This window comes from Pseudomonas sivasensis (assembly GCF_013778505.1).
In the GTDB taxonomy this organism is placed as follows: Bacteria; Pseudomonadota; Gammaproteobacteria; order Pseudomonadales; family Pseudomonadaceae; genus Aquipseudomonas; species Aquipseudomonas sivasensis.
Map to the genome: position 1 here is coordinate 1 of NZ_JAAOWU010000007.1, position 22,110 is coordinate 22,110.

Below are 22,110 nucleotides of genomic sequence, written 5' to 3' on the forward strand. Positions count from 1 at the left end.
CACGGAACCGGTGAATTGGATCTGCCCGTCCGCAGCCTGTGCGGTACCGGCCAGCAGCCAGCAAGCGCCGCATGCGAGAGTGATTTGGCTCAGTTTGTTCAGCATTGCAATGCCCTTTACGAGATGGATGGTTGTCTGCTTACCCCCCTTGGGTAAGCCAATCCATAGTGCAATGCTGGGATTTGGAGGCACATGAGACAGATCTTAAAAGCTGGCCTACTGATGGCCGTTCGACCGGTGAGTCCATATCCGACGCCGGGCGTGATATTCTGCGCGCCGTCTTGGTCTAGTCTTTCCTTGGTACGTACATCCGTATACGTCCCAGCGGTTGACTGTCGCCCAGGTTGCTGAAGCCAATAAAGATAAAAAGTCAGCGCAGAAGGGACATAAAAGTGAGGTCGATACGTCGGCTTTGTGTGCCCACCCTGTGGCCTTCGTGTGAGTGTGCAAACCCCGCGGTACGTTGCCTGGCGTAGCGTGATTGAGGGTTGCCCATGATCAGGGGCAGTGGGGCGGATGGCGTTTTATCATAGGTGCTACTGATGTTTAAAAAAGTAAACACTGCCCTGCTGGGGCTGGCTTTGTCGCTGGGGATCACGTCCGTTCATGCGGAAGAGGCAAAGAAAGTCGATGTGCTGCTGATCGGCGGCGGCATCATGAGTGCAACCCTCGGTGTCTGGCTTAACGAGCTGGAACCGGACTGGTCGATGGAGATGGTCGAGCGCCTCGACGGCGTGGCCGAAGAAAGCTCCAACGGCTGGAACAACGCCGGTACCGGTCACTCGGCCCTGGCCGAGCTGAACTACACCCCGGAAGACAAGAACGGCAACGTTGAGATCCCGAAAGCGGTCGAGATCAACGAAGCGTTCCAGATCTCCCGTCAGTTCTGGTCCTGGCAGGTCCAGCAGGGCGTGCTGAAGAACCCTCGTTCGTTCATCAACACCACTCCGCACATGAGCTTTGTGTGGGGCGATGACAACATCAAGTTCCTCAAGAAGCGCTACGAAGCCCTGAAAGCGAGCCCGCTGTTCGCCGGCATGCAGTACTCCGAAGACCCGGCGCAGATCGCCAAATGGGTTCCGCTGATGATGGAAGGGCGTGACCCGAACCAGAAAATCGCGGCCACTTGGAGCCCGCTGGGTACCGACATGAACTTCGGCGAGATCACCCGCCAGTTCGTTGCTCACCTGCAAACCACACCTAAGTTCGACCTGAAACTGTCGAGCGAAGTGCAGGACATCACCAAGAACGCCGACGGTTCGTGGCGTGTCAGCTACAAAAACCTGAAAGATGGCACCAAGACTGAAACTGACGCCAAGTTCGTGTTCATCGGCGCCGGCGGCGGTGCACTGCACCTGCTGCAAAAGTCGGGCATTCCTGAAGCCAAGGAATACGCTGGCTTCCCGGTGGGTGGTTCGTTCCTCGTGACCGATAACCCAACCGTTGCCGAGCAGCACCTGGCCAAGGCCTACGGTAAGGCTTCGGTTGGCGCGCCACCGATGTCGGTTCCGCACCTGGACACCCGCGTGCTGGATGGCAAGCGCGTAATTCTGTTTGGCCCATTTGCCACCTTCTCGACCAAGTTCCTGAAAGAAGGCTCGTACCTGGACCTGCTGACCAGCACCACCACCCACAACATCTGGCCAATGACCAAAGTCGGTATTCGTGAATACCCACTGGTTGAGTACCTTGCTGGCCAACTGATGCTGTCCGATGACGACCGCTTCAAGGCGCTGCAAGAGTACTTCCCGAACGCCAAGCAATCCGACTGGCGCCTGTGGCAAGCTGGTCAGCGCGTGCAGATCATCAAGCGTGACGAAGAGCAGGGCGGCGTCCTGAAACTCGGTACCGAAGTGGTCAGCTCCGCCGACAACACCATCGCAGGCCTGCTGGGTGCATCGCCAGGCGCGTCCACCGCGGCTCCGATCATGCTGACCGTGCTGCAGAAAGTGTTCAAGGACAAGGTGGCTACTCCGGCCTGGCAGGAAAAGCTGCATCAGATCGTGCCAAGCTACGGCACCAAGCTGAACGACAGTCCTGAAGCCGTTGCCAAGGAATGGGCCTACACCGCCAATATCCTGCAACTGCCTACACCGCCGGTGATCCCGGCAATGGCTGCTCCCAAGGCGACCGAGGCTGCGAAGCCTGCGGCTGAGCCGAGCAAGCCGGCGTCTGATCTGGCGCTGTAAAAACAGGTAGGGCGCTGATTCAGGTCCAACTGTAAAAAAGCCCGCTGAACCGGTGACGGTCAGCGGGCTTTTTCATGGCCGTGAGAACAGTTCAGCAATCCGACAGACATCACCTGTTAAAAAAGTACCCAGGCCTTAGCAGGAGCGTGGCTCAAATACGGGGGCATTTTTTACTGGTGCAAGTGTTGGGCGTCAGCGCCCGAGGGGGTTATATGTTGCTACGTTACGCAGCATTGGCGGCCATGGTCGTTGCGGCATCCGGGTGTGTGCAAGAGCGTGTCGTGCATGAGCGTCGACCGCCACAACGTGAGTATGTCGAGGTGGTTGCGCCACAACCGCCACCGGTGCAGGTGATCGAGGTCGAGCCTGCGGTACGCGAAGGTTACATATGGTCGCGTGGTTACTGGCGTTGGGAAGGTGGGCGCTATGTTGCGGTACACGGCCATTGGGAGCCTGTGCGCCAGGGCTATCGTTATGTGCATCCGCATTGGGTGCAGCGCAATGATGGATACCACTGGCAGGTTGGTGGCTGGATTCGCTGAGCTTCGTCCTAAGAGGGCTTTTTCGTACCCAAGAGCCTGACTTCCCTTAACAGCGCGGCGCCGAGTTGATCGGTGCCCAACTCCTTGTAACCCACGGCTTTAACCTCACCGTTCTCTTCCGCCTGGATGATGATCACCGGTGTTTCCTTGCCGGTGGCTTCGTCGACGTGCATCGCGTACTGGGGAATATCCAGCTTGATCGGTGTACCCGCTGCCTTGCCCTTCACGTTGATCAGAAACGCCGCGCAGCCAATGTCGACATCTGTACTGGTGGCCGAACGGCCGCTGACGAAGCAGGTTTTCGGTAGCTCAGGCCAGGCGATATCGGCCAGGGCGAGGGACGGCGACAAGGCCAGGGCAGCAAGAAGAAACGAGCGCACGTGGGGCTTTCTCTCGATCAGGGGCAGAGGTGGTTTTTACCAAAGCCCGCCCTTCGCCGCAACGCGCGGGTTCAGGTCAGGCGCTTGATGCCCGCCACCTTGACCGCATTGAGGTCGAAGGTGGCGGTGTGTTCACAACCTTGCCGACGGGCCAAGGCGATAAAAACGATGACCGACCGGCCAGCCCCTTTATCTCACTGCACTACGCGATAACAAGGCACGTACGCCGCACCGCCCGGCAACTTCATGCGGTGCTGGGCGACGAACGCCTGCAACAGCTCATCCAGCGGCTTCATGATGGCCGGGTCGCCGTGGATCTCGTACGGCCCATGTTCCTCGATCAAGCGGATGCCCTTGTCCTTCACGTTGCCGGCCACGATCCCCGAGAAGGCGCGGCGCAGGTTGGCCGCCAGTTCGTGGGGTGGAAGTGCGTGGCTCAGTTGCAGGCCGGCCATGTTTTCGTGGGTCGGGTCGAACGGGCGCTGGAAGCCTTCGTCGATTTTCAGCAGCCAGTTGAAGTGGAACGCGTCGTTGCGTTCGCGGCGGAATTGTTTCACCGCCTTGAGGCCGACGGTCATTTGGCGGGCCACTTCGGCCGGGTCGTCGATGATGATCTGGTAGTGCGCCTGCGCTGCTTCGCCCAGGGTGGCACCGACGAAGGCATGCAGTTGCTGCAAGTACGGCGCAGCCTGTTTCGGCCCGGTGAGAATGACCGGGAAGGGCACGTCGCGGTTGTCCGGGTGCATCAGGATGCCAAGCAGGTACAGGAACTCTTCAGCCGTGCCGGCACCGCCTGGGAAGATGATGATGCCGTGGCCGACACGCACAAAAGCCTCCAGGCGTTTTTCGATGTCCGGCAGGATCACCAGCTCGTTGACGATCGGGTTCGGCGCTTCGGCGGCGATGATGCCCGGCTCGGTCAGGCCCAGGTAGCGGCCGCCGGTGATGCGTTGCTTGGCGTGGGAAATGGTCGCGCCCTTCATCGGGCCTTTCATCACGCCGGGGCCGCAACCGGTGCATACGTCGAGGCTGCGCAGGCCCAGTTCGTGGCCGACTTTCTTGGTGTATTTGTATTCTTCGGTATTGATCGAGTGCCCACCCCAGCACACCACGATCTTCGGTTCCACGCCCGGGCGCAGCGTGCGGGCGTTGCGCAATAGATGGAACACGTAGTCGGTGATGCCTTGGGAGTTGCTCAGGTCGATGCGCTGGCTGTCCAGTTCGTTCTCGGTGTAGACGATGTCGCGCAGTGCGCTGAACAACATCTCACGGGTACTGGCGATCATTTCACCATCGACAAACGCGTCGGCAGGCGCGTTCAACAGTTCCAGGCGCACGCCACGGTCCTGCTGGTGGATGCGCACTTCAAAGTCTTTGTAGGCGTCGAGGATGGTCTTGGCGTTATCGATATGCGCGCCGGTGTTGAGGATCGCCAGGGCGCACTGGCGGAACAGGGTGTAGATACTGCCGGTACCGGCTTCGCTCAGTTGCTGGACTTCACGTTGGGACAGGGTTTCGAGGCTGCCCTTGGGGCTGACGGAGGCATTGATGACTTGGCGTTGGGGCATTCTGATTCCTTGAAAGCACAGCCACCGCACCCGACGAGGCGCGATAGCTTGAGAATGGTGGGCGCCGTAAACGGTCGCACGAGCCGAATATTTACCTCAGGCGCGGGGCCCAGCGCAAATACCGTCCACCCCCATCATGCCGCAGAACTTACCGAATCAGCTTCCAGTTTTTGTAGAAAACCCGACGCAGGGTAACGGCCATCCCGCAAAACCCTGCGATCACGGCGTTGAGCAGCGACGGCATCACCGCAAAGGCGTGCGACCTTATGCAGGCTTTACATCGTTTTCAAGCCTTGCCAGCCTTGTGTGGATTGAATTTTGTAAACGGAAGATTTACGTCTATCGTGACGCTTCGGTTTTTCAGGCGTCATAGACCGGTACGATTGAAGTTGAATGGCCACCATTGGCCTTCGGCACCTTGGAAGAGGCAGAAATTTTTATGATCATCAAACCGCGGGTTCGTGGCTTTATCTGTGTGACCGCTCACCCTGTTGGCTGTGAAGCGAACGTCAAAGAGCAGATCGACTACGTCACTAAAAACGGCGTCATCGAAGGCGGCCCCAAGAAGGTGCTGGTCCTCGGCGCTTCCACCGGCTACGGCTTGGCCGCGCGTATCAGTGCTGCGTTTGGCTGCGGCGCCGACACCCTGGGCGTGTTTTTTGAGAAAGAAGGCGAAGAAGGCAAGCTCAGCTCCGCTGGCTGGTACAACAGTGCTGCGTTCGAGAAGTTTGCCGTCGAAAAAGGCCTGTACGCCAAGAGCATCAACGGCGACGCGTTCTCTGACGAGATCAAGCGCCTGACCATCGAAACCATCAAGAAAGACCTGGGCAAGATCGACCTCGTGGTCTACAGCCTGGCGGCGCCACGCCGTACCGATCCTAAAACCGGTGAAGTCTATAACTCCACCCTCAAGCCAATTGGCAAGGCTGTGACCCTGCGCGGTATCAATACCGACAAAGGCGTTGTGGTCGACACCACCCTTGAGCCTGCAACCCAGGAAGAAATCGACGGTACCGTGAATGTCATGGGTGGCGCCGACTGGCAGCTGTGGATCGACGCCCTGCGTGATGCGGACGTGTTGGCCGAAGGCGCCAAGACCACCGCGTTCACCTACCTCGGCGAGAAGCTGACCCAGGATATCTACTGGAACGGCTCCATCGGCGAAGCCAAGAAAGACCTCGACAAGAAAGTCCTGACCCTGCGCGACAACCTGGCCGCACTGAGGGGCGACGCCCGCGTGTCGGTGCTCAAGGCCGTGGTGACCCAGGCCAGTTCGGCGATCCCGATCATGCCGTTGTACTTGTCGCTGCTGTTCCGCGTGATGAAAGAGCAGGGCACCCACGAAGGCTGCATCGAGCAGGTCTACGGTCTGTTCAAGGACAGCCTGTACGGCAGCGAGCCGAAACTCGACGCCGACGGCCGCTTGCGTGCCGATCTGGCTGAGTTGGAGCCTAAGGTCCAGGACGCCGTTGCGGCACTGTGGGATCAGGTTACTGACGAAAACGTCAACGAGATCAGCGATTTTGCCGGCTACAAGGCGGAGTTCCTGCGCTTGTTCGGCTTTGAAGTCGATGGCGTGGACTACGACGCTGACGTGAACCCGACCGTGAAGATCAACGGTCTGGTCCAGGCGTAAGTGATGTGATTGACAGCGGTCTTGATAACCGGGTTATCAGGCCGCTGTCAGCTCTTTCTTGATTCAAGAAAGACGGTTTTTTGCCAGGGTAAAGTCGGACCGCCTGACAGTGGTCACTTCTTTCTCCCAGAGTGGATTCAGCGGTACGTGATAACCGCTGTCCTTGGCGGTCTTGATCAGTTCTGCCATTTCCCTACTGTCGCGGATGATGCTGATTTCGTTGAATCGGCCCAGTTTTGCCGGCAGGAAAAACGTCGCCGGGTAATTGTCGGCCACTTCCGTCGCCGGGCTGCCCGAGTCCGCATTGTGATGAACCACGCGCTCTCCCTCGCCTATCAACGTTTGATTGATGAGTTCTATCATCTGCTCTATCCGCGGTGTCGCATTGCCGAGGTGGGGATCTTCTTTCTGGTAGAAGTGCGCCGCACTTTCAAAGTCTGCGCGTAGCTCTTTCGGAACCTGCTTGTAGCGCTCAACTCGATCCCTGAAGACACGGTGGGCCACGTCCGGCACGGGGAGTTTGTCCTGTGGACCAAAGTCGCTGATGTGGGGCGCGATCATGTGCAGGTCGTAATCGGCGGTCAACGGTTTGCCTTCTGATTGCTTGGCCAGCACTTCGAGGGGCTTGCCCTGATGAGTGATGAGGTAGCTGTCACTTGAAGGCGACGTGCGATGGCCTTCGAATGTATACGACTGTTGACTGGGCCCGCAGGCGCTCAACTGCAATGTGCCGTCAGGTCCATGGGCTGCCAGTTGGGTTATCTGGCCGAGCTTGAGCAGCTCATCAATGCGCTGGCCCGAGAGTTTCAGAGGGGTTGCAACTGCATGGCCTTCCTGGATGCACGCCTGGATTTGCTCATTGGCCTTGGCCACTTTGGCCGGCGTTTTTTCAGCAAATTGCTCAAGCTTGCTGAGCGCCTGATCCGTACAGATAAAACCTGCCTGGGGGCCCCAGTTGGCGCTTTTCCCTTTGATATGGAAGTCCTTGGTGGGGTGCCCGGCTTCTATCAGGCCTGTTGCCACGGTTTCGACCGGGCGTACGCCAATGATGGAGTTGGTGATTACCGCGATGCCTTGCAAGGGGGCAAGATGGCTCGTCACGATGCCTGTTTGGTTTTTTACTTGGCCGACCAGATCGGCTGCGGGATCATTCGCGCCCTGGGCACGGTAGCTTTGCAGCGCATGAAGGCTGTGCGCGCAAGGGGAAATCACTGAGGAAATCATGCCTGTCATTGAAGTTTCTCCACGTATGTCTACTGCGAAGTTGAACGATTCCCTCCAAACGCCAGCTCCTTGAGTTGTCCGACCGACACTAAGGTGAAAGCGCCCTCAATCGCAGAGAACGAGTGTGACTGTCTGTGTGAAGTTGAACTCGCACAAGTCAGTTAAAACCGCGTACCGCACGGGAGCTCCGCTATTTCCCATCGCCGGGCCTGGTCGAATTCTCAGAGCGTTCCTACTCGCTCTTACATGCTCTTGCAGGTCGCAGGCATGCCAGACTGTGATGGTTATGTCGTTTCACACACGGGAGGACCCCATGACGATTCGCGCAGTAGTGTTTGATTTCGGCGGTGTGTTGTTCGATTGGAACCCGCAACACCTGTACCGCAAGCTGATTGCCGATGATGATGAGCGGCAATGGTTTCTCGAGAATATCTGCACCCAGGCCTGGAACACCGAGCAGGACGCGGGTCGGCCGCTGGCCGAAGCCACGCACGTTCTGGTCAATCAATTCCCGCACCACAAAACCCTGATCACGGCGTACTACGACCGCTGGCATGAAATGCTGCGTGGTCCGTTGCCCGAAGGCGTGGCGATTCTCAGGGCGCTGCATGCAGCCAACATGCCCTTGTTTGGGCTTACCAACTGGTCAGCCGAAACCTTTCCCTATGCCCGTGCCCACTATCCATTCCTGCAGTGTTTTCGCGACATCGTGGTGTCTGGCGAGTTGAAGCTGATCAAGCCCGATCCGGCGATCTACCACGCCAGCCTTAGTCAAGTTCGTGCCCATTTGCCGGATATCCAGCCAGGAGAAGTCGTATTTATCGATGATGTTGCCGGCAATATCGACGCGGCCATCGCCCTCGGCTGGCAAGGCATTCACCATGTGTCAGCCGAACAGACGGCGGCTCGGCTGAGGGAGTTGGGTGTGGGCTTCTAGCGCGCCCATTTCTCCATGGCGAAATCGACAAAGGCGCGCAGCTTTGGCAGGCGATAGCGGTCCTGGCCATACAGCAAGTGCATGGGACGGCTGGGCAGTTGGTAAGTGGTCAGCAACGCCACCAGCTTGCCGCTCTGCAGGTCGGGCTGTACCAGGGCGTCGGGCAGCATGACGATGCCCATGCCTTGCACTGCCGCCTGGCGCAGGGCTTGGGAGCTGTTGATGGTCAGCGAACCGGACACCGGGATTTCCACTTCGCCCTCTGCGCCGGTCATGCGCCAGAGCTTGTCGGCATTGCGCCAGTCGTCGGTGGATGGGTAGGCGAAGGCCAGGCAGTCGTGGTGCTGCAGGTCTACAGGCATCTGTGGCGTGCCACGCCGTTCCAGGTATTGCGGTGAGGCGCACAGGGTGATGGTGTAGTCCTGCATGGGGCGGGCGATCAGGCTCGACGGCTCCAGTTCGCCCAGGCGGATCGCCACGTCAAAGCCGCTGTCGACCATGTCCATACGCTGATTGCTGAGCACCACGTACAGTTTGATCAGCGGGTAGCGTTGCGAGAATTCGCTCAAGGCCGGCGCCAGGCGTTCGGTGCCGAAGGCGGGTGGCGCGGTGATGCGCAGGGTGCCTTTGGGAACGTCACTGTGGGCCTGTTCTGCCAATTGTTCGGAGTCGGCGACCAGTCCCAGCACTTCCAGGCAGCGCTGGTAATACTGGCCACCGAATTCCGTCAGGCTCTGCTTGCGCGTGGTGCGCTTGAGCAGGCTGACGCCCAGGCGTTGCTCCAAGGCGCGCAAATGGTTACCGACCATGGTGGTCGACATCCCACAGGCCTGTGCCGCAGCGGTCATGCTGCCGGTCTCCACCACTTTCACGTACACCGACATTGCCTGGAACAGGTCCATTATCAATCCCTGATTTAAAGTCATTGCAGGAAAGCACAGTTTATCCAGCTGAGGTGGCTAACGATACTTCCATCACCACAACCGGAGCCTGCCACCATGACCGCCGCCTGCCTGATGACCACCTACCAACCCTTGGCCTTGAGTTTTACCCGTGGCCTGGGCACACTCCTATGGGATCAGCAGGGCCGTGAATACCTGGACGCGGTAGCGGGTGTGGCGGTGACCAATGTCGGCCACTCCCACCCGAAACTGGTGACGGCTATCAGCGAGCAAGCTGGCCTGTTGCTGCATACCTCCAACCTCTACAGCATTGATTGGCAGCAACGGCTGGCCCAGCGCTTGACGCAACTGTCCGGCCTGGACCGCGTTTTTTTCAACAACTCCGGCGCCGAAGCCAACGAGACCGCGCTGAAACTGGCGCGGTTGCATGGTTGGAAAAAAGGCATCGAAGAGCCGTTGGTGGTGGTCATGGAGAATGCCTTCCACGGCCGCACGCTTGGCACCATGGCCGCCAGTGATGGGCCGTCGGTGCGCCTTGGTTTTCAGCGCTTGCCGGGGGATTTTCTCAAGGTCCGGTTTGGTGATCTGGCGGCCATCGAAGCACTCACCAAAACGTTTGGTACGCGGATCGCGGCGGTCTTGCTGGAGCCGATCCAGGGCGAAAGCGGCGTGCTGCCGGCGCCGCCGGGTTACCTGCAAGCGCTGCGCGATCACTGCACGCGCCACGGTTGGCTGATGATGCTGGATGAAATCCAGACCGGCATCGGTCGTACCGGCGCCTGGTTTGCTTTCCAGCATGAAGGCATCCTGCCGGACGTGATGACCTTGGCCAAAGGCCTGGGCAACGGTGTGCCCATCGGCGCCTGCCTTGCAAGGGCGGGGGTGGCCCAGTTATTCACGCCGGGCAGCCACGGCAGCACTTTCGGCGGCAACCCTCTGGCGTGTCGGGTGGGCTGCACCGTGTTGGACATTATCGAAGAGCAAGGCCTGTTGCAGAACGCTGCGCAGCAGGGCGAGCGCTTGCTGGCGCGGTTGCGGATGGAATTGGACGAACACCCGCAGGTAATGGCGATTCGCGGGCAAGGCTTGATGATCGGCATCGAGCTGACCAGCCCTTACCGCGAACTGGCCCAGCGCGCTGCCCAGGAGCATGGGCTACTGATCAATGTGACGCGGGGTAAGGTCATTCGCCTGTTGCCGCCGTTGACCCTGGATGCCAAGGAGGTCGAAATGATCGTGCGAGCCATCACCCGTTTATTGGATCAGGCCCATTGAGCCATTCCTGGTTCATTGTCTCTTTATCCCCCAGATACTCCAGCAACCACGCCATGGCCGGGGACAGCTTGTTCTGTGCCCAGGCCACGCACGACGGGCTGGCGGGGAAGGGCCGGGTCAATTGCAGCGCCACCAGTTCACCGCGTTCGATCCACGGCAACACCTGATGCGCTGGCGCCATGCCGACGCACAGACCATCACGCAGGCAATCGATGGCGGACGCCCAGTTCGGCACCACCAGCCGACGTTGGTTATCCAGCGTCCAGGTGTCGCGCTTGGGGAGGTTGCGTGAAGTGTCGGTCATGCACAGTGATGCGAACGGGCGCAGTTGGTCATCGCTGAGCAGCCCTTGCACCGCCGCCAGTGGATGCTTGGCGCTGACCACACACAACCAGTTCAACAACCCCATGTCGCGAAAGGTGAAGTGACTGGCCACCGGCACCGCGCTGGTGGCGCCGATCACAATGTCGGTGCGCTCATCGGCCAGGGCGTCCCACACGCCGTTGTACACCTCGTATTCCAGCAACAATTCCACCTCGGGGAACTGTCGATAGAAATCCAGCACCAACTGCCGGCAACGCTGGGGTTTGACGATGGAGTCCACGGCCACCTTCAACTGACCGCTCCAACCGTTCGCCACTTGCTGACACAGACGCCGCGTGCCGAGCATTTTTTTCATCACGCCTCGGGCTTCGTCTATAAATAGACGGCCCGCCGGGGTCAGCTCTACGTCGCGATGGCGCCGCACAAACAGTGGCACTGCCAACCATTCTTCCAGTTGACGCACCGTGTAGCTGATGGCCGACGGCACGCGGTGCAATTCCTGGGCGGCAGCGCTGAAACTGCCATGGCGTGCCACCGCATCGACTACATCCAGGGAGTATTCAGACCACATGGTGACTGCCTTCAAAATTATTGATAAGAGTGTCCAATTATTATCGCTTCACACAAAATCTGTCAGCCTCATAATGGCCGCCAGTCAGCAAATAGTTTGATGGCAAGATCTACAAGGCTTCAATGAAAAATTCTTTTGGTTTTACCTGGTACCTGGCGGGGCTGAGCATGCTCGGTTATCTGGCCATGGATATGTACTTGCCGGCGTTCGGCGCCATGGGCGAGCAGTTGCAGATTGGCGCTGGCGCGGTGGGGGCCAGCTTGAGTATTTTCCTCGCCGGCTTTGCGCTGGGGCAGTTGCTGTGGGGCCCGTTGTCCGATCGCCTGGGGCGCAAGCCGATCTTGCTCGCAGGCTTGAGTCTGTTTGTGCTGGGCTGCGCCGGAATGTTCTGGGTCGAGACCGCGTCTCAACTGCTGGCCTTGCGCTTTATGCAGGCCATTGGCGTGTGCTCCGCTGCTGTGAGCTGGCAGGCGCTGGTCATCGATCGCTACCCGGCCAACAAGGCTCACCGGGTGTTCGCCAGCATCATGCCGCTGATGTCGCTGTCGCCTGCCCTGGCGCCGCTGTTGGGCGCGATGGTGCTGAACCACTTCGGTTGGCAGGCGATCTTTGGGGTCTTGCTGGGCGTATCACTGCTGTTGCTGCTGCCGACCTTGTTCCTGCGCAGCGTGCCGAAACGGCAGATAGAAACTCCGACACGCCTCGGTTATGGGCAGTTGCTCACTTCCCGGGTGTTCACCGGCAACGTGATGATCTTCGCTGCCTGCTCCGCCAGTTTCTTTGCCTGGCTGACGGCTTCGCCGTTCATCCTTGGCGACATGGGCTACAGCCCGAATGACATCGGCCTGAGTTACGTGTTGCCGACACTGGCGTTTCTGGTGGGCGGCTACAGCTGCCGCAGCGCCTTGCAGCGTTTCCAGGGCAAGACGTTGTTGCCTTGGTTACTGGCGGCCTACTGCATCAGCATGGTGGCGCTGTATCTGGTTGCGACCATGACCGTGCCGACCCTCACCACCTTGCTGATTCCGTTCTGTCTGATGGCGTTGGTCAACGGTGCGAGTTATCCGATCGTGGTGGCGAATGCACTGATGCCGTTTGCGGAAAATTCCGGCAAGGCGGCCGCGTTGCAAAACACCTTGCAACTGGGCCTGTGTTTTCTCAGCAGCCTGCTGGTGTCTTCGATGATCGACCAACCGCTGCTGATCACCGTGATCGTGATGCTGGCGACCGCGCCACTTGCGGTGTTGGGCTACTGGCTGGCGCGGCCGAAGCACACGGCTTCGAAGCTGTCGCGCGTTTAGGCTGACAGTGCGGTCATTGTGAGAGGGGGCAAGCCCCTCCCACATTTTGACTCGGCTGGGTGAGTGGCTAAAACGTGATCTCCATATTCACCGTCGGTGTTGACGTGCGGCTACCCCGGCCGCCGTCCACACCGAATTTGTTGTGCCAGTACTCGTAACCCACCCCGAGGTACAGGTTCGGCTTTACGCTCTTACCCGGTCGTACCGCCACCATCAACGCGGTGCGCATCAAGGCTTCCGGCGCAGTGTCACGGCCATGGTAGTCCTCGCCTTTTTCCCCGACGTAATTGATAAAACCCTGGAATTTTGCCGCGTGGTTGGCGATTTCGAATGGGCGCATCCAAGTCAGGTTAAGCATGTAGGTGTCGTCGAAGGTGTGGTTCGACTCCTGCGCGCCGGGGATGCCGGTGTGATTCTTTTCCTTGTAGTACATCAGGCTCAGGTCCAGCACGCCCACGGTGTTGAACTTCAAGGTCGGGCCGAGCACCAGCGCACGCTTTTTGGCCGAGGCGAAGTTGTTGTTGCGGTTGGCATCAAAGCCCAAGGTCAGCGCGTAATCCTTGATCAGCCCGGTGCCCAGCGGCACATCAAATACGCGTGAGGCGTACAGCTGATGCCGATACACGGCGTACACCTCGCTGCCACCGTGATCAGTGCCCTTGCGCGGGTCGCGGCTGTCGGACAGGAACACGTCCAGGTTCAGGAAATTGCTGCCGTACTGGTAGCCGCTGGCGTGGGTGAAGCTGTAGATGCGCTTGCTGAATTCATCGGGGTTGTTCGGGTTGGTGAACTGCTGGCCGTAGCGAAAGCCTGCGCTGTTGTTCATCCATTCCACCGCGACAGCCTCCCCGCCGCCGAGAAGGGTGAGTGCAACGGTGGCGCCCTGTAATACCTTTTTCATGGTCCTGGTCCTTTGGCGTTCTGGCTCATCACGGCCGGATTGTTTTTGTAACGCCGGCGGAGGGTATCTTGTTCGATTGATTGTATACAACTCTATGGACATCTAGTCCTAACATTGCATACAGTGGCCGCACAACAAAAACAGAGAACCCCTCACCATGACTATCCCGAAGGCGTCACCGCAGCGGCCAGAAGATGAGAATCTCGGCGTCGCCGCCAACATGGCTTACGGCCTGCAGCATGTGCTCACCATGTACGGCGGCATCGTCGCGGTACCGTTGATCGTCGGTCAGGCGGCCGGGTTGTCACCGGCAGATATTGGTCTGCTGATCGCCGCGTCGCTGTTCGCTGGTGGCTTGGCCACCCTGTTGCAAACCCTTGGCCTGCCGTTCTTTGGCTGTCAGTTGCCGCTGGTGCAGGGCGTGTCATTTGCCGGTGTGGCAACCATGGTGGCGATTGTCGGCAGCGACGGCGCTGGCGGGGTGCCGGCGATTCTTGGGGCGGTGATGGCCGCGTCGTTTATCGGGCTACTGATCACGCCCGTGTTCTCGCGGATTACCAAGTTCTTCCCGCCGTTGGTGACTGGCATCGTGATCACCACCATCGGCCTGACGCTGATGCCCGTGGCGGCGCGCTGGGCCATGGGCGGTAACAACCGCGCTGCAGATTTCGGCAGCATGCCCAATATCGGCCTGGCGGCGTTGACCTTGGTATTGGTGCTGCTATTGAGCAAGATTGGCAGCGCAACCATCTCGCGCCTGTCGATCCTGCTGGCGATGGTCATCGGCACGGTGATTGCGGTGTTCCTCGGCATGGCGGACTTTTCCGGCGTGACCCAGGGCCCGATGTTTGGTTTCCCTACGCCCTTCCATTTCGGCATGCCGACCTTCCACATCGCGGCAATCATTTCCATGTGCATCGTGGTGATGGTGACCCTGGTGGAAACCTCGGCCGACATCTTGGCCGTGGGCGAAATCATCGACACCAAAGTCGACTCTAAACGCCTCGGTAATGGCCTGCGCGCCGACATGCTGTCGAGTATGTTCGCGCCGATCTTCGGTTCGTTCACCCAGAGTGCGTTCGCCCAGAACGTCGGCCTGGTGGCGGTGACCGGGGTGAAGAGTCGCTTTGTGGTTGCCACCGGTGGCCTGTTCCTGGTGATCCTTGGCCTGCTGCCATTTATGGGGCGGGTGATCGCCGCGGTGCCCACCTCGGTGCTGGGCGGTGCCGGGATTGTGCTGTTCGGCACCGTGGCGGCCAGTGGTATTCGCACCCTGTCGAAAGTGGATTACCGCAACAACATGAACCTGATCATCGTCGCCACCTCCATCGGTTTTGGCATGATTCCGATTGCAGCGCCGAGTTTCTACGATCAATTCCCTAGCTGGTTTGCGACCATTTTCCACTCGGGCATCAGCTCGTCGGCGATCATGGCGATCTTGTTGAACCTGGCGTTTAACCACTTCACGGCGGGCAATTCGGATCAGCAGTCGGTGTTCGTGGCGGGGACCGAGCGCAGTTTGTGCTTCCACGACGTCGCGGCGTTGCGGGATGGAGATTACTTCAGGGGCGGCAAGTTGTTTGATGCCGAGGGCAAGGAGATTCCGCTGGTAGCGGAGGTGCCCAGGAAAACAGCGCAGCCTGAAACCACAGAGGTCTGAAAATGTGGGAGGGGGCTTGCTCCCGATAGCAGGGTGTCAGCCACAGTAGTCGTGACTGACCCAGCGCTATCGGGAGAAAGCCCCCTCCCACATTTGGAACTCAACCAGCCTTGCGAACGGGGTGCGGCACTGAACAGGCCTCATCCAAAAACTTCACCACGGTCCCCATGCAGGCCTGGCGTTCTTCTACGTGGGGCATGTGGCTGGAGTCTTCGAACAGCGCCCAGCGTACATCCGCGATCTCATCCAGAAACGGCTTGACCACCAGTGGGGTGGCCTCGTCATGTCGGCCCGAGATCACCAGGGTCGGCACCTTGATCGCCGAGAGGCGGCCAATGGATTTCCAGTCCTTCAGACTGCCGATCACGTGGAACTCAGTCGGGCCGCTCATGGCGTGATAAACCGTAGGGTCTGAATCGACCTGGGCGAAAGTGCGCGCCACTTCCTCCGGCCAGGGGTTCACGCGGCATACGTGCTGGTCATAGAACACCCGCGAGGCGGCGAGGTATTCCGGGTCTTGATAGGTGCCAGCGGCTTCGTGCTTGAGCAGGGTTTCGTGCACGCCTTCCGGCAGCAATTGGCGCAGGCGATTGGCCTCGCTGACCCAGGTGCGCATGCAGGTCGGGGAGTTGGCCGGGATGAACGCGCGCAAACCCTTGGGTTGCAAGATTGCATGTTCACTGCCGAGCATGCCGCCCCAGGACTGGCCGAGGATCGCGTAGTTGTCGCTGATCTGCAGGTGATCCAGCAGGTTATCCAGTTCTTTGAGGAACAAGTCGACGGTCCAGAAGGACGGATCTTTCTCAGGCAAATGCGTGGAGCGGCCATTGCCCAGTTGGTCGTAGTGGATGACCGCGTGGCCGCTGGCTGCGACGTCCTTGAAGGCGTCGACATAATCATGGGTACAGCCGGGGCCGCCGTGGATGACGACCAGTGGTGTACGGCCGCTGGACAGGTCGCCAGTGACGCGATACCAGGTTTGGTAGGCGCCAAAGGCCGCATACCCTTCGCGGATTTTTTCGATGAATTCCATTTCGTACCCTGCTCTGAAAAAAGGCTCAGGGACACGATAGTCTGCGCGCGAAATTTAGGTAACTAGCAAAACAGCTAGGTTTTGCCGATGGATCAGTCTTCCAGCAGGCGGTAATGGGTAGCCCGAACCACCGCCTGGACTCGGTTTTTGGCGCCCAGCTTGTGCATCGCCGAAGCCAGGTGCAGCGTGACCACCGCCAGCGAACGGCTCAACTGCGTGGCGATTTCAGCAGCGGTCAGGCCTTCGGCGGCCCATTTCAGGCACTCGCGTTCGCGTTTGGTCAGGTGAATATGGGGGTAGGTGCGCAGTTCCTTGCTGAACAGCGGGTAGGCTGCTTCCTGCAACGCATGGGAAATCACACTGAAATCCGACAAAGTTTGCTGCGCGTCCTGCAACACCGTGTGCGCGCTACCGATACGCAGGCCGGTCAGCGAAGCAAAGCCACCACGGGGCAGGTGGATCGGTACGCTGACGCCGCAGGTCAGCTGCTGGTCATGCAGGTAGGATGAAACCGGCGCGTGGCACGGATCGATGATTTTTTGCAGTGGGGTGTCGGCCTTGGCTTCGTAGGACCATACGAACGGCGATACCGTGCTCAGGGCCAGGTGTTGCACCGGATCGATCTGGTAAAACCCTTTACTGCACCATAATGCGTGCCAGTCGGGTGGCGTATTGCGCAGTTCCAGCACCGAGGGGGTGATCAAAGCGCCGTCCTGGTCGATCGGCACGGGGGAGTAGTCGTACACCAGCGCATCGAAGCCTAACTGTTGAGCGAGGATAAACGCGTTGTCCATCTGCTCATCCAGGCTCCTGCCCGGCATCAGACGATTGTTGAAGGCAGTCAGCTTGGTCAGCATCCGTTCTGCTCCCGAATTCATTTGAATCTCGACATGCGGCAAGTAGAATGCCACGCCCCGGCGAAGGACTGCCAGGCCAAACCTATAAGAACTACTAGGTTATGGACGCGCGGCATCCTCGGTAGTGTTGGCCTGACAAGCGGCCGCTACTCGCCAGGCCGATACAACACAAGGAATGTATGCATGTGGCGTGAAATTGCCCCCGACCAGCAGTACAACGTGCAAGTCGACGGCCATAACCTCGTGGTCTACAGCTTTGGCGAAGGCGATGAGGTGCTGTTGTGCCTCAACGGCGGGCCAGGCCTGCCGTGTGACTACTTGCGCGACGCCCATGGCTGGCTCAAAGAGCATAACCTGCGAGTGGTTGCATTCGACCAGCTTGGCACGGGGGCATCAGCCAGACCGACCGATGTTTCCCTGTGGGAAATACGCCGTTATGTCGAAGAAGTCGAATCCGTGCGCCAGGCACTGGGGCTGGGCCGTGTGCACTTGCTCGGGCATTCATGGGGCGGCTGGCTGGGCATCGAATACGCCATCCATTATCCCGACGCGCTGAAAAGCCTGATCCTGGAAAACACTGTCGGCGACATTCCGCACCTGTCCCAGGAGCTGGAGCGCCTGCGCGGCGCCTTAGGCAGCGAAACCGTGGCCATGATGCAGCGCCATGAAGCCATGGGCACTCTCGATCACCCGCAGTACCAGGCCGCGATCACCTTGCTCAACTATCGCCACGTGTGCCGTCTGGACGAATGGCCCGAGCCGGTCAAACGCGCCCTCGGCGACTGGAACATGGGCCCCTACGAAACCATGCAGGGCCCTAACGAATTCCTCTATGTCGGCAACCTCAAGGACTGGAACCGCATCCCCGAGATGGCCGATTTCAAGATGCCGATCTTGATCACCACCGGCCAGCACGACGAACTCACCCCGGCCTGTGCCATGCGCATGAAAATGGCGGCCAGACACGCCGAACTGCATGTATTCCCCAACAGCAGCCATATGCCGTTCTACGAAGAACCCCAGGCGTATTTCCCGGTGCTGCTGGACTTTCTTGCTCGCCACCGAGGCTGACGGATGAACTTGGCGCGCTACCGTTTTGTGCTGTCCCGGCCGCTGCAATTGCTGCCGGTGCTGTTTGGCATCAGCCTGATTACCTTTGTGCTGGTGCGCTCGATCCCCGGCGACCCGGCGCGTGCGTTGCTCGGCTCGCGCAGCACACCGGAGGCGTTGCTGAAAATCCGCGCCCAGTACGGCCTCGATCAGCCGTTGTGGCTGCAATATTTCTATTTTCTGAAGAACCTCCTGAAGGGCGACCTCGGTCAATCGCTGCTGTACAAGGTCGACGCGCTGAAGCTGATCGTCACCCGTATCGAGCCGACCCTGGTGCTGGTACTCGGCAGCGTGGTGCTGGCGCTGCTGATCGCGGTGCCCCTGGCAACCTGGGCTGCGCGCAATAAAGGCGGCTGGGCCGACAACCTGATCCGCGTGTTCACCACGGTGGGCCTGGGCATGCCGGCGTTCTGGCTGGGCTTGATGCTGATCCTGCTGCTGAGTGTGAAATGGGGCTTGTTCCCGGTGTCCGGCTACGGTCGCACCTGGCTGGACAAGGCACACCATATGGTCCTGCCGTGCCTGACCATTGCCCTGGCGCTGTCGGCAGTACTGGTGCGCAACCTGCGGGCGAGCATGTTGATGGAGTTGCAGGCGGACCACGTTACCGCCGCCCGTGCGCGCGGACTGTCCGAAGCCGCCGTGTTTCGCCGCCATGTGTTGCCCAATTCCCTGGTGCCGGCGGTCAACCTGCTGGCAGTGAATATCGGCTGGCTGATCAGCGGCACGGTGGTCATCGAAAGCCTGTTCGCCATTCCTGGCATCGGTCAGTTATTGGTGCGCGGCATCTTTACCCGCGACTACATGGTGGTGCAGGGCGTGGCCATGGTGTTGGCCTGCGCGACGGTGGTGGTCAACTTCATCGCGGATGTGGCGACGGTGGCCCTCGACCCGCGGGTGAAAATGCAATGAGCAGCCGCCCGTTGATTGCCCCATGGCGCTTGCGCCTGCGCTTTGGTTTTCGCAATGGCTGGCTGACGGCCGCTTGGGGGCTATTGATACTGTTGGTGTGGTTGACCCTGGCGCTGTTTGCGCCATGGATCGCGCCTTTTGATCCGATTGCACAGAATACCGATATCAGTTTGATCGGTCCCAGCCTGGCCCATCCATTCGGCACCGATAACTACGGTCGTGACATTCTGTCCAGGGTCATCTGGGGCGCACGTATTGACCTGCAGCTGGCCATCATCGGGGTCATTTTCCCCTTCATGATCGGCACCTTTGTGGGCGCGGTCTCAGGTTACATCGGCGGTCGTTTCGACAGTTTCTGCATGCGTGTGATCGATGTGATCCTGGCGTTCCCGTTCCTGGTGCTGATGCTGGCGATCATGGCCATCCTCGGCCCGGGCCTGAAGAGCTTTTACATCGCCATGGCGCTGGTGGGTTGGGTCTCGTATGCGAGGCTGATCCGTTCGCAGATCCTGGTGCTCAAGGAAAGCGACTTTGCCCTGGCCGCCAAGAGCCTGGGTTTTGGTCATGGGCGCATCCTGTTCCGGCATTTGCTGCCGAATGCGATGTTTGGCTCGATTGTGTTTTCCATGTCCGATGCGGTGCTGGTGCTGCTCAACGGTGCCGCCGTGAGCTACCTGGGCCTTGGGGTGCAACCGCCGACCGCCGAATGGGGGACGATGGTCGCCGAAGGGCAGGCGTTTATTACCACGGCCTGGTGGATCTGCACCTTTCCGGGGTTGGGCATCGTGACCCTGGCCATGGGTTTCAGCCTGTTGGCTGATGGGGTGGCGCAAGTGTTAGGGGATCGGTCATGAGTCTGCTTCAGGTACGAGACCTCAGCGTAATCGCCAATAACGCGGGGCGCGATGTCACCTTGGTCGACCGCGTCTCCTTCGACCTGGCCGAAGGCGAAATCCTTGGTTTGGTGGGCGAGAGCGGCTCGGGCAAGACCATGGCCTGCCGAGGCCTGATGCGGCTGCTGCCGTCGCCTGATCTGCGCGCGCAGGGCGGTGCCGTGTGCCTGGCCGGTCAGGATCTGCTGTCACTGGATGACGCGGGCATGCGTGCGATACGCGGCGGGCAATTGGGCATGATTTTCCAGAACCCCAGCAGCCACCTCGACCCGCTGATGCGCATTGGCGAGCAGATCGCCGAGGGTATTCGCCTGCACCAGGGTGCGTCGAAAAAAGACGCCCGACGACACGCCATCGACGTACTGCGCCAGGTGGGTATTCCCGATCCACAGGCGCGCGTCGACAACTATCCTCACGAGTTTTCCGGCGGCATGCGCCAGCGCGCCATGATCGCCGTGGCCTTGGCCTGCAACCCAAGGGTCCTGATCGCCGACGAGCCGACCACCGCCCTGGATGTGACTGTCCAGGCGCAAATCCTGCGTCTGTTGCTGGACCTGCGCGACCAGCGTGGCTTGTCGATCATCATGATCACCCACGACTTGGGCGTGGTGGCGCAAACCTGCAATTCCATCGCGGTGATGTACGCGGGGCGCCTGTGCGAACACGGCAGTAAGTACGACCTGCTGGCCCATCCGCAACATCCGTACACCGCTGGCCTGATTGACTGCCAGCCGGCCCACAGCAGTGGCCACGCCTTGTTGCGCACCATTCCCGGCCAGCCGCCGTTGCTGGATGCCTTGCCCGGCGGCTGCCGCTTCAATCCGCGCTGCCCGCAGGTCGGTGCCTTATGTACCGAGGTGCTGCCAGAAGGTGCCCGCGTAGCCTGTCACTATCCGCTGGGAGCGCGACCATGAGCCTGTTGCAGATCAAGGATCTGGAGGTGCGCTTTGCGGCGTCAGGCAGCGGTTTGTTTGGCCTGAACACGCAGTGGGTGAGGGCGGTGAACGGTGTGTCGCTGAACCTGGCGGCCGGCGAAACCCTCGGGTTGGTGGGCGAGTCCGGCAGCGGTAAAAGCACCCTTGGCCGGGCGATCCTGCACCTCAACCCGATCAGCGCCGGGCAGGTGTTGTTCGATGGTATCGACATGGCCCATGGCAGCGCGATCGACATCGCGCGTTTGCGCCATGAAACGGCGATGATCTTTCAAGATCCCTACGCCGCGTTGAACCCGCGCCAGACCATCGGCGAAACCATCGCCGAGGTGCTGCGGGTGCAGCGCAAAGTCCCGGCAGAGCGCATCCCGGCGCGCGTCAATGAACTGCTTGAGCTGGTCGGCTTGCGCCCCGAACTGGCCAGTCGAAAACCCGGCTCCCTCAGTGGCGGTCAATGCCAGCGCGTCGGCATTGCTCGCGCCTTGGCGGTGGAACCGCGCCTGATCATCGCCGATGAGTGCGTGGCCGCGCTGGATGTGTCGATCCAGGGGCAGATCATCAATCTGCTGTTGGAACTGCAACAGCGCATGAACCTGGCCATCCTGTTTATCGCCCATGACTTGGCCATCGTGCGGCGCCTGTGCGACCGCGTGGCGGTGATGTACTTGGGCAAGATCGTCGAGGAAGGGCCCGTTGAGGCAGTGTTCAGCGCGCCGCGTCATCCCTATACGGCGGCGTTGATCCAGGCGATTCCGGAGATCGATCCGCATCGGCCATTGCCTGCAGAACCTTTGCCCGGTGAGCCACCGAGCCCACTGAATTTGCCCACCGGCTGTGCCTTTCACCCACGTTGCCGGTATGCGCGCGCCATGTGTTCCGTGGCGTCGCCGCCTACTCATTTCCTGCACGAGCATCGATACAGTTGCGTGCTTGAATCACCTTTGCTTTGACCCTTCCCTGCCA

At 59.9% G+C, this 22,110-nt stretch carries 20 protein-coding genes and 2 pseudogenes; 12 read left to right on the top strand and 10 right to left on the bottom strand.

All coding sequences use genetic code 11. From position 1 onward, the window contains the following. A pseudogene (locus G9Q84_RS30025) lies at nt 1–105 on the bottom strand (fimbrial protein); the annotation flags it as partial. A gap of 437 nt (nt 106–542) precedes the next feature. On the opposite strand from G9Q84_RS30025, the gene mqo reads away from it, so the two are divergent. Continuing rightward, nucleotides 543–2,189, top strand: a complete 1,647-nt coding sequence (gene mqo / locus G9Q84_RS13725; RefSeq protein ID WP_032888867.1) for a malate dehydrogenase (quinone) — start codon at nt 543–545, stop codon at nt 2,187–2,189. Nucleotides 2,190–2,401: 212 nt separating this feature from the next. Then, nucleotides 2,402–2,731 carry a YXWGXW repeat-containing protein gene (locus G9Q84_RS13730; protein ID WP_095184329.1) on the top strand — a complete coding sequence of 110 codons (330 nt, stop codon included), beginning with the start codon at nt 2,402–2,404 and terminating at the stop codon, nt 2,729–2,731. 8 nt (nt 2,732–2,739) lie between these two features. Here G9Q84_RS13730 and G9Q84_RS13735 read toward each other — a convergent pair whose 3' ends face one another. The 3 genes and pseudogenes from G9Q84_RS13735 to G9Q84_RS29320 form a co-directional block, all read right to left on the bottom strand. Beyond that, a complete protein-coding gene (locus G9Q84_RS13735; RefSeq protein WP_181643538.1) occupies nt 2,740–3,111 on the bottom strand; it encodes a hypothetical protein in 372 nt (123 codons plus the stop codon). Between the two features lie 194 nt (nt 3,112–3,305). Next, complete coding sequence (gene ppnN, locus G9Q84_RS13740) at nt 3,306–4,679, bottom strand: nucleotide 5'-monophosphate nucleosidase PpnN (protein WP_032888871.1); 1,374 nt, start codon at nt 4,677–4,679, stop codon at nt 3,306–3,308. Between the two features lie 148 nt (nt 4,680–4,827). After that, nucleotides 4,828–4,926: pseudogene (locus tag G9Q84_RS29320) on the bottom strand (aspartyl/asparaginyl beta-hydroxylase domain-containing protein); the annotation flags it as partial. 192 nt (nt 4,927–5,118) lie between these two features. Here G9Q84_RS29320 and fabV point away from each other — a divergent pair. Beyond that, the gene (gene fabV, locus G9Q84_RS13745) at nt 5,119–6,315 is read left to right on the top strand and encodes an enoyl-ACP reductase FabV (RefSeq protein WP_181643539.1); all 1,197 of its coding nucleotides are present in this window, start codon (nt 5,119–5,121) and stop codon (nt 6,313–6,315) included. Between the two features lie 63 nt (nt 6,316–6,378). Here fabV and G9Q84_RS13750 read toward each other — a convergent pair whose 3' ends face one another. Then, entirely contained in the window at nt 6,379–7,548 is a 1,170-nt protein-coding gene (locus G9Q84_RS13750) for an anthrax toxin-like adenylyl cyclase domain-containing protein (protein WP_122755762.1), read from the bottom strand. A 304-nt stretch (nt 7,549–7,852) separates the two neighbouring features. Between G9Q84_RS13750 and G9Q84_RS13755 the strand changes: the two genes are divergently transcribed. Further along, entirely contained in the window at nt 7,853–8,476 is a 624-nt protein-coding gene (locus tag G9Q84_RS13755) for an HAD family hydrolase (RefSeq protein WP_181643540.1), read from the top strand. Here the strand turns inward: G9Q84_RS13755 and G9Q84_RS13760 are convergent. Continuing rightward, a complete protein-coding gene (locus tag G9Q84_RS13760; protein WP_181643541.1) occupies nt 8,473–9,378 on the bottom strand; it encodes a LysR family transcriptional regulator in 906 nt (301 codons plus the stop codon). The genes G9Q84_RS13755 and G9Q84_RS13760 overlap by 4 nt on opposite strands. Before the next feature lie 96 nt (nt 9,379–9,474). Here G9Q84_RS13760 and G9Q84_RS13765 point away from each other — a divergent pair, with 96 nt between their 5' ends. Then, nucleotides 9,475–10,653, top strand: coding sequence for an acetylornithine transaminase (locus tag G9Q84_RS13765; RefSeq protein ID WP_181643542.1), 1,179 nt, complete (start codon nt 9,475–9,477; stop codon nt 10,651–10,653). On the opposite strand, the gene punR is transcribed toward G9Q84_RS13765, so the two are convergent. Then, on the bottom strand, nt 10,625–11,548 hold the full coding sequence (gene punR / locus G9Q84_RS13770; RefSeq protein WP_095184183.1) for a DNA-binding transcriptional activator PunR: 924 nt from the start codon (nt 11,546–11,548) through the stop codon (nt 10,625–10,627). The two genes, G9Q84_RS13765 and punR, sit on opposite strands and share 29 nt — an antisense overlap. Nucleotides 11,549–11,670: 122 nt before the next feature. Here punR and punC point away from each other — a divergent pair, with 122 nt between their 5' ends. Continuing rightward, the gene (gene punC / locus G9Q84_RS13775; protein ID WP_181643543.1) at nt 11,671–12,849 is read left to right on the top strand and encodes a purine nucleoside transporter PunC; all 1,179 of its coding nucleotides are present in this window, start codon (nt 11,671–11,673) and stop codon (nt 12,847–12,849) included. A 67-nt stretch (nt 12,850–12,916) separates the two neighbouring features. On the opposite strand, the gene G9Q84_RS13780 is transcribed toward punC, so the two are convergent. After that, on the bottom strand, nt 12,917–13,750 hold the full coding sequence (locus G9Q84_RS13780; protein WP_181643544.1) for a nucleoside-binding protein: 834 nt from the start codon (nt 13,748–13,750) through the stop codon (nt 12,917–12,919). A gap of 157 nt (nt 13,751–13,907) precedes the next feature. Here G9Q84_RS13780 and G9Q84_RS13785 point away from each other — a divergent pair, with 157 nt between their 5' ends. Beyond that, entirely contained in the window at nt 13,908–15,410 is a 1,503-nt protein-coding gene (locus G9Q84_RS13785) for a nucleobase:cation symporter-2 family protein (protein WP_181643545.1), read from the top strand. A gap of 100 nt (nt 15,411–15,510) precedes the next feature. Here G9Q84_RS13785 and G9Q84_RS13790 read toward each other — a convergent pair whose 3' ends face one another. Together G9Q84_RS13790 and G9Q84_RS13795 are read right to left on the bottom strand one after the other, a co-directional pair. Next, nucleotides 15,511–16,443 (bottom strand): proline iminopeptidase-family hydrolase, encoded by a 933-nt coding sequence (locus G9Q84_RS13790; RefSeq protein WP_032888886.1) that lies wholly within the window; start codon nt 16,441–16,443, stop codon nt 15,511–15,513. Between the two features lie 92 nt (nt 16,444–16,535). After that, complete coding sequence (locus tag G9Q84_RS13795) at nt 16,536–17,300, bottom strand: LuxR family transcriptional regulator (RefSeq protein ID WP_032888888.1); 765 nt, start codon at nt 17,298–17,300, stop codon at nt 16,536–16,538. A 183-nt stretch (nt 17,301–17,483) separates the two neighbouring features. Here G9Q84_RS13795 and G9Q84_RS13800 point away from each other — a divergent pair, with 183 nt between their 5' ends. Genes G9Q84_RS13800 through G9Q84_RS13820 form a run of 5 tightly spaced genes read left to right on the top strand, consistent with a single transcriptional unit; the run spans nt 17,484 to nt 22,097 of the window. Continuing rightward, complete coding sequence (locus G9Q84_RS13800; protein ID WP_181643546.1) at nt 17,484–18,371, top strand: proline iminopeptidase-family hydrolase; 888 nt, start codon at nt 17,484–17,486, stop codon at nt 18,369–18,371. Between the two features lie 3 nt (nt 18,372–18,374). Next, nucleotides 18,375–19,322: an ABC transporter permease gene (locus G9Q84_RS13805; protein ID WP_181643547.1), complete on the top strand. Its 948-nt coding sequence runs from the start codon at nt 18,375–18,377 to the stop codon at nt 19,320–19,322. Then, nucleotides 19,319–20,176, top strand: coding sequence for an ABC transporter permease (locus G9Q84_RS13810; protein ID WP_181643548.1), 858 nt, complete (start codon nt 19,319–19,321; stop codon nt 20,174–20,176). Before G9Q84_RS13805 ends, G9Q84_RS13810 begins: the two co-directional genes overlap by 4 nt. Further along, on the top strand, nt 20,173–21,129 hold the full coding sequence (locus tag G9Q84_RS13815; RefSeq protein WP_181643549.1) for an ABC transporter ATP-binding protein: 957 nt from the start codon (nt 20,173–20,175) through the stop codon (nt 21,127–21,129). The genes G9Q84_RS13810 and G9Q84_RS13815 overlap by 4 nt, the downstream gene beginning before the upstream one ends. Then, nucleotides 21,126–22,097 carry an ABC transporter ATP-binding protein gene (locus G9Q84_RS13820; RefSeq protein WP_122764944.1) on the top strand — a complete coding sequence of 324 codons (972 nt, stop codon included), beginning with the start codon at nt 21,126–21,128 and terminating at the stop codon, nt 22,095–22,097. The genes G9Q84_RS13815 and G9Q84_RS13820 overlap by 4 nt, the downstream gene beginning before the upstream one ends. Nucleotides 22,098–22,110 lie beyond the last annotated feature (13 nt).